At 49.2% G+C, this 12,186-nt stretch carries 8 protein-coding genes; 4 read left to right on the top strand and 4 right to left on the bottom strand.

Going from position 1 to position 12,186, the window contains the following annotated elements:
- Window positions 1–7: 7 nt before the first annotated feature.
- From JXQ28_06765 to JXQ28_06750, 4 genes are all read left to right on the top strand, one after another.
- Entirely contained in the window at window positions 8–2,248 is a 2,241-nt protein-coding gene (locus JXQ28_06765; GenBank protein MBN2277431.1) for a T9SS type A sorting domain-containing protein, read from the top strand.
- Window positions 2,249–2,444: 196 nt separating this feature from the next.
- Window positions 2,445–4,868: a T9SS type A sorting domain-containing protein gene (locus tag JXQ28_06760; protein MBN2277430.1), complete on the top strand. Its 2,424-nt coding sequence runs from the start codon at window positions 2,445–2,447 to the stop codon at window positions 4,866–4,868.
- Window positions 4,869–4,879: 11 nt separating this feature from the next.
- On the top strand, window positions 4,880–6,076 hold the full coding sequence (locus JXQ28_06755; GenBank protein ID MBN2277429.1) for a hypothetical protein: 1,197 nt from the start codon (window positions 4,880–4,882) through the stop codon (window positions 6,074–6,076).
- A 129-nt stretch (window positions 6,077–6,205) separates the two neighbouring features.
- On the top strand, window positions 6,206–7,378 hold the full coding sequence (locus tag JXQ28_06750; protein ID MBN2277428.1) for a DUF401 family protein: 1,173 nt from the start codon (window positions 6,206–6,208) through the stop codon (window positions 7,376–7,378).
- A gap of 19 nt (window positions 7,379–7,397) precedes the next feature.
- Here the strand turns inward: JXQ28_06750 and guaA are convergent, their stop codons facing one another.
- From guaA to JXQ28_06730, 4 genes are all read right to left on the bottom strand, one after another.
- Window positions 7,398–9,251: a glutamine-hydrolyzing GMP synthase gene (gene guaA, locus JXQ28_06745; GenBank protein ID MBN2277427.1), complete on the bottom strand. Its 1,854-nt coding sequence runs from the start codon at window positions 9,249–9,251 to the stop codon at window positions 7,398–7,400.
- A gap of 607 nt (window positions 9,252–9,858) precedes the next feature.
- The gene (locus JXQ28_06740; GenBank protein MBN2277426.1) at window positions 9,859–10,470 is read right to left on the bottom strand and encodes a hypothetical protein; all 612 of its coding nucleotides are present in this window, start codon (window positions 10,468–10,470) and stop codon (window positions 9,859–9,861) included.
- A 178-nt stretch (window positions 10,471–10,648) separates the two neighbouring features.
- Entirely contained in the window at window positions 10,649–11,545 is an 897-nt protein-coding gene (locus JXQ28_06735) for a homocysteine S-methyltransferase family protein (protein MBN2277425.1), read from the bottom strand.
- A 1-nt stretch (window position 11,546) separates the two neighbouring features.
- Window positions 11,547–12,185, bottom strand: a complete 639-nt coding sequence (locus JXQ28_06730) for a corrinoid protein (GenBank protein ID MBN2277424.1) — start codon at window positions 12,183–12,185, stop codon at window positions 11,547–11,549.
- Window position 12,186: the final 1 nt, after the last annotated feature.

Raw genomic sequence — 12,186 nt, 5'->3', positions numbered from 1 at the left:
GAGAAATATGTTAAATAAACCTGAAACTGAATATAAACCTTTACGGTTTCTGCTGATAACCGTTCTGGTCATCTTTATAATAGCCTTCGGATTACGGTCAGCCCGGGCCGATTGTGATGTGGAATACTGGGATGATCTTGATTATCACAGCAGTAGTTATTCGCTGGAACTCGATCCGTTCCAGTATGAAACCTATTGCCATGATTTCTATTTCTATCCCGATACCGGAGGTTTGTCCTTATCTGTTACCAACATTAATAACACCGAGGGCAGTCACGCTATGGTGGCCATACGCCCGGTATTAAGCGGTTCCTGGGTCCGACAGGCCACCAGCACCGGAAATAGTGTCAGCGTATCCTACAGCGTAACCTACGCCGAGGAATGGATCGCCCATATCGAATATTATGCCGGCGGCCCCTGGGATGAACCGGTGGTTCATATCACCCATGATCCTCTGGATCTGGATGTTAAGATCACCAGCGTAACCAACCCGGCCGTGCAGGCGGTCTACGCCTCCAAGGATGATGACCTTTCCTTTACTTTCAAAGTGGAAAATATCGGTCACGATGACTTCCCCCCTGAACTCTGGGAGATCCCGGTTGAGCTTTATGCCGATCAGAGTGTGACGATTTCCAATTATACCACTCACACCAGGCAGGACTACTGGTACGTCTATTTCACTGTCTTTCAGGATGAAACTATCACCCTTAATATCAGCAATCCTAATATGTCCTCCGGAACCCATTTCAATGTCGTGGCGGTGGTAGATCCGACACCCAGTGTCTATCCGACAACCGGGAATAATGCCCTGAAAATAGCCGATATCTACTGGAATCATGTGATTAACGGCTTTGTCAGGTATAACGATCTGGAAAACTGGCCCGGACCCACTTATCCCATTGTTTATAGCGACTATGGCGATGGCATCGAGGTGACTATCTACAACTCCAGCGGCTACTATTTGAACTCCACTTATACCGATGCTGAAGGTGATTTCGAAATCGAAATATCTCAGCAGTCCTTACCAGCTGGCCAGACTTTCAATTGCTACGCTGACCTTTATGAATACGGGGATTTTATTGTTCGTGATGATGCTACCAGCGAGCAGATTAAAATAGGCTATGATCAGTTAACCATTGATCCCGCCCCGATTATCCTGTCACCTTCGACTTCTCATAATGATCAGGCTTTCAATATCGGTCTTAACGCCAGGAACATGCTTAATGAAGTCAAGCAATTCCTGGCCGCCAATGGTATCACATACAATCCGGGTCAGGTCAATTTCCGGGTTACATCCGATATTGCCCCGACCGGTTTTAACCGTAACTACAATAGTAGTAATAGGACTATTTATCTCCCGGAACGGTACAATAATCTGTATTACTATAACCGTATCGTTCAGCGACAGATAGCCGAAATGGTCCTCTACGATTTGGTCGGCAATATTTCCCTGACCACCCCCGGAACCAGTGGTCTTAACGTCGTAACCAACGCGACTTGGGCCTATATCAAGGGATGGGATGCCTTCATGGCGGCAATTATTCCTGACATTGATGTCAACGCCGTCTCGCTCAACCAGTTATATAACTCCGGCGGCTATCTGGCCGACAACATCGAAACCAATGACTGGGAATCCAGCCAACAGGGAGAAAAGATCGAGGGTATAATTGCCCGCCTTCTTTTCGACCTCTACGATAATTCGCCGTCGGAGACTTATGATAATCCACCGGCCCATTTCAATGAGAAACTCAATGTCGCCTTCAGCGGTATTTACAATCATATCAATCAGGATAATCCACAGGATGCCTGCGATCTGGCCAATGTCTTCACCTACATCGAATTCCAGGATCAGCAGCAACCCTGGTGTAACCTGATGGAGAATGCCCAGTACGACATGGATTTTCTTTCCAGTCAGATCGGCTGTATTGCCACCTCGGTCTTTGAACGAGAGGATGCCTCGCTGATTCCGGAGCAATTCGCCATCGGCCAGAATTATCCCAACCCGTTCAACAGTCTGACCCGCCTGGAATTCGATATTCCCCGAAGCGGCGATGTGGCGGTTGAGATTTTCGATATTCTTGGCCGGCGTGTCTATTCCGAGACACTTGAACAGGTGGCCGCCGGGCATTACAGTTATTCCATCGATTTCGACAACCTGTCCGGACGCCATATGGCCAGTGGAATCTACCTGATGAAGGTTACGTTTGGCGCGGAAACGGCGACACGGAAAATGAATTATTTGAAGTAGGAGATTCGGGATATGTATTTAGGCGGAGTACATTATCACTGATTCTCTTGCAACCGGTGCCGGGGGATGCGGGCGTCTCGAACACCTGCATCCTCAGCCCGGAAACCGGATTGATGGCGGTAAACAATTTTGAATTATGGGAATAACAGATTTTTCGATTTGACCAGATTCACTTAATCAAAAAGGAAATTTGCTCATGCCAAATATGATAATATTAAACAGGTCAAGGGCGGTTCCACAGGTCATCCTGCTTCTGATTCTAATTTTCCTGTTCGGCTCAACAGCAGTCTTTTCCTCCGAGAAAACCTGCTGTACAGTCAAAAAGGTAATCGATCCCGATCAGATGGAACCACGCCAGATTCCTGATTTGCCCCAGTCGGTACTCGAATTTATGAAGGTAGATCGGGCAAAACACAATCTGGAGGCAAAAACCCCGGAAGATGAGGCCGGTTCTCAAAGCCGGTATTGCCCCTATTGGTGCGATTATTGTGATGACGTTTATCAGCTTTACTGGGGCAGTCAATATTACTATGATTATTTCTACCCCTGGTTCGAGGAATATTCCTGTTTTACATGGGAATTTTATCCCGACACCGGATGGGTGACTGTAACCATAGACAACATTGGCGATTGGGCTGAAAGCTGGGCTTTTGTGGGCATCTGCCCGGCCGATGCTTCCGATCCCGAAAATGCATGGTATGCTAGTGACTACAGTTGTGATGACTATTGCAACTACTATAGCAGCGTCACGATTTCATACTATGTTTCTCAAGCCGAGGAATTAATGGTCTATGTCGAATACGCCGACTATGGCGGGGACAACCCGGAGATTACCCTGGAACATGATCCCCTGGATTTGGATTTCCGTGTCACCAGTTATACCTGGCCATCATTCGTTGAGCTTTACGCTCCACGCACCGATCCCCCGACGATATCATTTTACGTCCAAAATACCGGCCCTGATGATGTTCCTCCCGGCTTTGAAGTCGAAGCCCGCTTGTATGCTTCCGGCCCCGTTACCTGCGATGATTATTATTATGATGATGAACAGGATTTCGAATGCGTTGAATTCCAATGGGGTAATGAAGTGCTGGTTAATCTGGAAATATATTATCCCGAAATGACCAGTGATGATGTTTTTCACATCCTTGGTGTTGTCGATCCCGATAATTACTACGAGGAATCCTATCTTGAACAGATGAATAATTGCGAACATCTTGCTGATTTGTACTGGAATATAATAATGGAAGGATGCGTAGAATACTTTGACTGGGATGAATGGGACGGCCCCCCATACACGCAATGGGGATTCGATGAGGCGGTCGGAATTCCGGTAAGGGCATATGCCGGATTTAACACAATTGATGAAACTACAACCGATTCCTGGGGATATTTCCAGCTGGAGATTCCCCAAAATGAAACTTTCTTCTATATAGAAGCCTATCTCGATAAGCCGAACGAATATATCGTCTATGATGGACCTTCAAGTTATACCATCGGCGCCATATCCGAATATTATTATGAACCCGATCCCTATGAAGTATGTCTTAATGCTTTCGATGATTATCCCGACGCCTATGATGATTCAGTCTTCAACTCCGGAATGAATGCCGTCTCCACAATGAATAAAACCAGAAATTTTATGAACAATAATGGCTGTAGTTTTACCAACAACCTGATTACTTTCCGCGTTATCCACGAACTTGGGGATGATGTTGGTTCGTATTCGAGAACAACCAGAACTCTGAGCCTGCCAAGCGGATATGAAGAAGACATGTACTATAATCGGGTGATTCAACACGAATTCGGTCATATGGTTCACTTTGACGCTGTGGCACCCTGGTATTTTACGACTTATCCATATCATGATGTCGATTGGTGCACCGATACTATCACCGCCTTTGCCGAAGGATGGGCCGAGTTTTTCTCGGCAATTGTTCCCGATTACAAAGAATGTGCCGTTATGGTCAACCATAATTATTCCGTAATTGATCCCTTGTACGTCAATATCGAAGATAATGACTGGGAAAATACCGGCGGAATTTGCGACGGTAATGAAGTTGAAGGTGTTATCGCCAGCATTCTCTATGATATGTATGATTATTCCCCGATCGAAATGGATCCGGAAAAGGATAATCTCGATATATCCTTCAGAGAAATCTACCAACGATTGGGATCCGACCTCATCATGGCAACCGGGAAATTTGCCAGTGCCTTCGATTACCTGGGAAGCGATTTTTGCGCCTTACTCCGCAATGGCAACTATCCAGCCGATGTTTTGAATTCAATCGGGTGTCCGGCTACCTCCGTTTTTGAAGAGGAGGAAACACCCCTGATTCCGCGGGAATTCGCTATCAGTGAGTGTTATCCCAATCCTTTTAACAGCTCGACCAAACTGCTTTTTGATATTCCTCATTCGGGAAATCTGGACATAACGATATATAATGTTCTCGGTCGGAAAGTCTACGGCGAGGCTCTTGAACAAATATCGGCCGGGAGTTATCATTATATTCTTGATTTCGATAACCTCGATAATAATGCTCTGGCCAGCGGCATATATTTCCTGAATGCGAGATTCGACAACAAAACCGCAACGAAGAAACTCAACTTTCTAAAATAGGAGTCAGTCAAATGATTGATATAAAACGAAGTCTATTTCCGGCTTTTCTGATGTTGATGTTTCTGGTATCGGGGTTGCACGCCGCAGACATTAATAATCCGGTGCCTTGTTATCGACTGATGGATGGCTCGCCTGACGGAGGTTTCAGGGATTCGATCCTGATCGGAACAATCAGTTTTGATCCCCTGCCTGCCTACAATCAGGAAACCAGAGTAATTATCGAGCACTATGCTCAATTCGACAGTGAAACCGGCCTGGCTTTCAAATATAACAGGAGGTTTGACGGATCAGTTGAACTGGATAATTATGGTAAGACTATCAATGAACCTGTAAAAGCAGGCGATACGGTTGCAATCGAGTTTACTATCAAACCGATGAAAATCGGGTGGATACCGGTGGATTTCATTGTATATGAAAATTGTTTCTTGAAAGAAGCCCTGGAATCCGGGAGATCAGTTAAAACCGGTGGCTCATTCAAAGCCGATCTTCTTATCAGCCCCGAGGGAACCATATCCGGACTTGCGTCCGATATCTGCACTTCGAAAAACGCTTCCGCTCTGGGACCTTCGGCCAATCAACTGGATAAGGAAATCATATTTCAGTCCGATCCCAGAATCTGCCAGCCGGAATTTTATCCGTCACTCTGTCGGCGAATCAATGAAAAACTGTACAAACACATTTTCAGTATTAAAACCGTCATCCGCCCTGATATCGCCAATGATCACGGTTATATAATCGATTGCTTTGTACAACCTTACCATTCTTTCACGGAGGGCATCGCGGTCAAAATCAATTACAGCGACAACATGGAAATTCCTGAATGCCCCGCAAGTCTAAACTATCCGGTGGATTCAAACAGCATATACCAGTTCTCAATCCCCGTCAGGCTTGTCAAACCCGGGATCGGCCGGCTGACCATCGGGTTTATCACTCCCAATCCCGATAAAGGCCAGGCATACGGCATGTTTGCTCATCGAAAGGGCGACCTGAATAGTAAACAGGCTGTATACTTCGGTATCGATGACAACTTGGAGGTTTCATTTATTACCGAACATGATTCCTATACAACTTATCGGCAACTTCAAAAAGATGAATCTGCCGGTTTCATCGACCCGCGTTACCAGTTACCGGAATCGAATTCGTCCAAGCCATCAAGAATAACTCTTCTAGGCGAGAGTTACCGGACAATTATGGATCCGCAACATTGATAACAGGGATTCGAGCAAGCCTATGATCCCACCGGCCGTCCGTTAACGGACGGCCGGTTCCGTTTATCCAGCAAATATCTTCAGCCCTTCCCCTTGACAATATTACCGGTTCGGGCTACTATTCTCCTTATGCTCTGGCTTGCTTTTCTGATCTCGCTTTCCGGTATCCTAATTATTTCCCGGAAAAATCTCTCCCTCGGCCTTGTCTCCGGCTCCCTTATCCTGGGCTTGATGACTCTCTCTCCGGCCCGCCTGCTCGACCGTATCATCTTCACCATCACCGATCCGTCCATCATTCTCCTCACCCTGGCGATGGGGATTATCCCCATGATCGGCGGGACTCTCAAAGAAAGCGGCCAGATCGATAACCTGGTCGAAAACCTCAGAATCAGCCGCAAATACCTGCTGGCTACCTCTGCCGCCCTGATGGGTCTTCTGCCGATGCCCGGAGGAGCGCTTCTCTCGGCTCCGATTCTGGAAAAAGCCGGTCAGGATATTCCCGGTGAGCTTAATGCCGTCATCAACAATTGGTTCCGGCATATTTTCATCCTGATTTACCCGCTGGCCCCGGCCCTGATTGTCGCGGCCGAGATATGCGATCTCGATGTCTATCGCGCTATTCTCTATATCCTGCCCGGCGCCGTGTTCGCCTATATTCTCGGCCACCTCTTTTTTCTGCGACATATCAACGGCCGTCTGACTTACACCGGTCAATTCTCCCTGAAAGCTCTGTCGGTGCCTCTTTTAATAATCCTTTCAGCCCCGGTGCTTGATTTCATCCTGAAGAAGGCTCTTGGGATGGGATCGCTGGCCACCCTGATCGGTGTCGTCACCGGTTTTACCCTGTCAATCGCCCTCAGCCGGAAAAAGCTGGACTTAAAGGACCTTACCAGACGCATGAAACCGTGGAATTTCGCCCTGATTATTCTGGGCATGTTTTTATATCTGCATATTTTTCAGGCGTCAGACACCTCCACGGTTATCGCCGAACTCCCCCTGCCGCCTCTCATGCTGGCCATTATCGCCGGTTTTTTACTGGGTCTTCTCACCGGACGGGTGCAGCTCCCGGCCTCGATTGTCCTGCCGATTTATCTCGGCGCCCAAAGCCAGATAACGCCGTTTATATTCGCCCTGATCTATATCGCCATCTATTTCGGATATATCATTTCCCCGGTCCATCCCTGCCTGGTGGTTACCTGTGAATATTTCCATGTCTCCATCAGGGAAATGATCAAGAGGATGGTACTGCCGACCGCCATAATAATCGCGGCGGTTATAATTCTGGCTCTGTTGTTCGGATAAGATTGATACCGCCAAACGGCTATTCCCACTCGACCGTGGCGGGTGGTTTACTGGTGACATCGTAGAGCACCAGGTCGATTTCACGGAACTTGTTTTCGATTTCAGCGGTCAGATCGGCGATATCTTCCCGTATCACATCCTCGCCGATAACAGCCGGACGGCCGGTCATATAATCATTGGTGATAAAGGTCCGGATCGCCACGGAGTACTTCCGATCGATCCCGATCGGAACCAGCACCGCCAGCACCTGGCTCATCGGCGGCTTATTGAGTTTGCCGGTCACCACATGATCGAGCTCCCGGAGTAAATCCACCGTCTCACGGTTGAGATACATTTCATGAGTCGTAATCGGTCGTTCGATCCCGGTTTTATTCAGGATATAGGCCACCCGGTTGACACCCTCGACCCGGTTTGGCAGGCTGGTCCCGATTTTATAAATCTGCGGCCAGTCGAAATCGAGTCCCTTGCCCCAGATCAGCGACAGGTGCCGATAACTGCGGACATCTCCCTGCACCCCGACACTCCGCACCGGCAACACCGCCCCCTTGTATTCGCCTCCGATATTGGCCATCACCTGCTTGAACTGCTCGATTACCCCGGGCGCAACCTCTCCGCCGGCCCGGTTGCAGATCAGGCGGATCGCCAGTCCCGGCCCGGGAAACGGCTGACGTGAGGCGATACTCTCATCGATTCCCATCCGCCGGGCTACCTGCCGAACCTCGTCCTTATGCCAGTCCCAGTTAGTCTCGATCACCATCCCGCGAGCCCGGGCCTGCCGGATCATCTCGACATCGTTGTGATGAGTCTTGATTTTATGAGCCGTTTTGCTGACATCGGGATTGCCGCTCTCGATTAAATCGGGCCGCAGGGTTCCCTGCGCCCAGAAGGTGGTTTCCGGGTCAAGACCCAGGCGGTCGGAAACTTCCCTGATAACCTCGACAAAAACCTCGCCGATAATATTCCGTTTTTCTTCCGGGTCGGTTGTTTTCACCAGCGGGCCGATTTCGTGACCGTTTACTTTGACTATCGAATTGAAGAATTTCTTTTCGGCGTTTTCGCGGATCAGATGTTTCAAGCCCATCCGTTCCAACTGCCGGCAGATCAAATCGCTTTCGTTTTTGCGCATCAAACCGTGATCGACATGGATTGCATAAATCTGGTCCTCATCGAGCGCTTTGGCCAGAAGGGCGGCGCTCACGGCCGAATCGACTCCCCCGCTGACCAGCACCAGCACTTTTCCATCGCCCACCTGTTGCCTGATTTTGGCAATGGCTGTTTCGATCCGGTCCTCGAGGATGTAGTTGCCTTCCAGGCCGCAAATCTTATGTACAAAATTGGCGAGCATTTTCATGCCGTTGACCGTCAAGTCCACCTCGGGATGGAACTGCACCCCGTACAATTTCCGTTTTTCGTCATAAAGCGCGGCGCAGACTTTATCCGAATGGGCCGCCTGTTTGAAACCCGGGGCCAGGACTTCGACCGAATCGCCATGACTCATCAGCACCCGCTGGTCTTTCGCCAGATCGTCAAACAGAGGACACCCGGGTTCGATCTCGATTTCGGTTTCGCCGTACTCATGACGGACCCCCGGCGAGACAATTCCCCCGAAATGTTTATTCAGCAGATGCATCCCGTAGCAAATTCCCAGGACCGGAAGGCTCATCTCGAGTATTCCCGCATCATAATCGAGCCCGCCATCCCAGACCGATTTCGGTCCGCCGGACAGAATTATCCCGTCATAGCCTTTGATCGTTTCCGGGGAGATATCAAGGGGGTAAACCTCGGATCTGACCGATAACTGCCGAACCCGGCGGTCAATCACCTTGGTATACTGGCCGCCGCAATCGAGAATGGCGATACTGTCGATTTTCAATCCTTTTCTCCGGTGTACTCGCTTAATATTTGGCCGGTAATGAAAAGAATTTCCCCCGTTTTGTCAACTCCGCTTTTTGGGCCGTTGTTTATCCGTGACACAGGGGCAGACGAAAGCGTCTGACGCGTATGAGCAGGGGATTTTAGGGGTATGTAAAGCGGATTGGATGACACACCCCGTCTCCGCCTGCGGCATGAATGCCTGCGGCGGATCCACCCCTCTCGAGAGGGGATTAATAAGATGGATTCCCATTTTCATGGGAATGACATGAAAAGGGGCGGGAATGACAAATGCCACATCTGAGGGCGTGACCCGCCCGGAAGCCCTCGCCAAATGGGTTCGTTTCCTCATAAAAAGGTTTTCGGCAAAAATGGGTTCGTTTCATCCGGCGGTTTCTTTTTAATGCCTCGTTGTTTTAAAAAGGCCATGAAATGGGTTCGTTTCCTCAGTAAAAAAGGTTTTATGCCGGATCTTTTGGGATGTAGGGGTTTTCATACAAATCGGGAGAGGGAACGGATTAAGGGAAATTTGGTGGTAAAAATGGGAGGCTTGTACTGAATTCAGACAAGAAACCCGACTAAAGGGCGGGCGGGCTTTCAATACTTTTCTATTGGGCAACCATTTTGGGATTACACAAAATACCAGTTTTCATATAATAGGCTAACAAATGAGCATTTGTTTTTGCATCACTCTCTCCAAATATATTTCCGCTAACGCACTCGACTGAAAATTGGACTTCTCCATTATAAGGGGTCTTTATTACATAATAACCAAAATCGGTGTCTCCAGAAATTGGATTATATGTTTGAATAACATAATCAGTTGCAGTTTGCAGTTTAATAGAACTAAACCTGCCTATAAAGCTTTGGGCACGCCCCCATGCATTTTCAGATTCTTCAATTGGCATAGAAAATTCCAACGGGCATCTTTTTGCCATTTCAAGACAGTTTTTTCTTCGGGTGTTAGACTCATCATTGATGTGTGCGCACATCCAATCATAATAAAACATATAGACAATAATAGGGTAATTTTCATAATAGTAACCTCCCGGTCTTTTAAAACAAAATATGGGTATCCTTTTATTTTGATTTCTTTCCGCAAATATGATATTTTTGTTTTCTTCCATATTAAGAAAGATGGAAACCGCAATACTGCCAAGCCTAAAATCAATATCCTCTTGGGCAGATTGGATGACACACCCCGTCTCCGCCTGCGGCATGAATGCCTGCGGCGGATCCACCCCTCTCGAGAGGGGATTACTAAGACTGGATTCCCATTTTCATGGGAATGACATGAAAAGGGGCGGGAATGACAGACTTTTTTCGGGAATGACGAGTAAGAGGCGGAATGAAGGGAAAGAGGCGGGAATGACAAAAAGGTACGATGTATGTACTATACTATTGCACACGGTGGTGGGAATCGACCATCCGGCATAAGGCCGCGATATGTTCCGGGGTCGTGCCGCAACATCCCCCGATAACGGCCACCCCGATCTCGACCAGACGGATGGCCTTGTCGGCCATGAATTCCGGGCTTTCCGGGTACACCGCCCGCCCGTCTTTGATCTGCGGCAATCCGGCATTGGACTGAATCACCAGCGGCCGGTCGGTATAGTTTTTAAACTCCCCGGCGATTTCAACCATCCGCTCGATCCCGTTACCGCAGTTAGAGCCGACCAGATCGGCCCCGGCCTCGGTCAGTTTCTTCACGGCTGTCCGGATATCGACTCCCATGATGGTAAAAAACCCGCGCGGGGTGGGATCGAAAGTCATGGCGGCCATAACCGGGATGCTGTCCGAAACGCTTCGCGCCGCCCGGACCGCCAGGACCGCCTCGGTGATATCGGTCATGGTTTCGATACCGATAATATCGACTCCGAACTCGACAAAAGAGCGCATCTGCCGCACAAAACTGCCGTAAACGTCATCGGGGTCGGCATCGCCGAAGGGTTTGAGTATTCTGGTGCATGGCCCGCAGGATCCGTAGATATAAGCTTTAGCCCCGACCGCCCGGCGGACCGCGGCCACGGCGTTGCCGATAATTTCCTCAGTCCGATCCTCGAGACCGTACCGGGCCAGTTTGAGAGGCGAAGCACCGAAGGTATTGGCCTGCACGATCTCCGCCCCGGCCTCAAAATATCTCCGGGCGATATCCTCGAGTATCTCCGGATGAGTCAGGTTGATTTGTTCGGGGCACCGGGTCACATCGACCCCGCGCTCCATCAACTGCGTCCCCATCGCGCCGTCGGCCACCAGGATGTCGCCCCGCGCGATGCGGTCCAGAAAATTTGTCATGTTACTCTATATTTAAAAGCTGTTTGATTCGGTCGACCGAATTGACCCCGTCGAAAGCATAGGCATCGGCGCCGATATCCCCGGCATATTCCTCGGTCACCGGGGCCCCGCCGATAATCACCTTGATCCGGTCCGAAAGCCCTTTCTCCCGAACCAGATCGACCACTTTCTTCATATTCGGCATGGTGGTGGTCAGGAGAGCCGAAAGGCCGATTACCGAGGCCTCGTTTTCGAGGGCGGCGTTGATAAATCTCTCCGGCGGGACATCGTTCCCCAGATCGACAATTTCGAAACCCGCTCCCTTGAGCATGATCCCCACCAGGTTTTTCCCGATATCATGCAGATCCCCCTGGACGGTTCCCAGCACCACCCGTCCGACCATGGGGACATCATCGGCGATCAGATGCGGTTTAAGCAAATCCAGCCCGGCATACATCGCCCGGGCCGCCAGAAGGACATCCGGCAAAAATATTTCATGATTTTTGAATTTCGCGCCGATCGTCTTCATCCCGGCCAGAAGACCGTTATCGAGTATGGTTTTGGCCGGTATTTTCTGATCCAGCGCCTCGCGGGTCAGGCGGCCGACTTGTTCATCATCGCCGTTCTCAAGATTTTTCGAAATTTCCGCCAGTATATCCATC

Source organism: Candidatus Zixiibacteriota bacterium (assembly GCA_016933955.1).
Classification (GTDB): Bacteria; Zixibacteria; MSB-5A5; order GN15; family PGXB01; genus JAFGTT01.
Note: the sequence above shows the minus strand (reverse complement) of the source record. Positions and strands in the feature narration are given on the sequence as shown.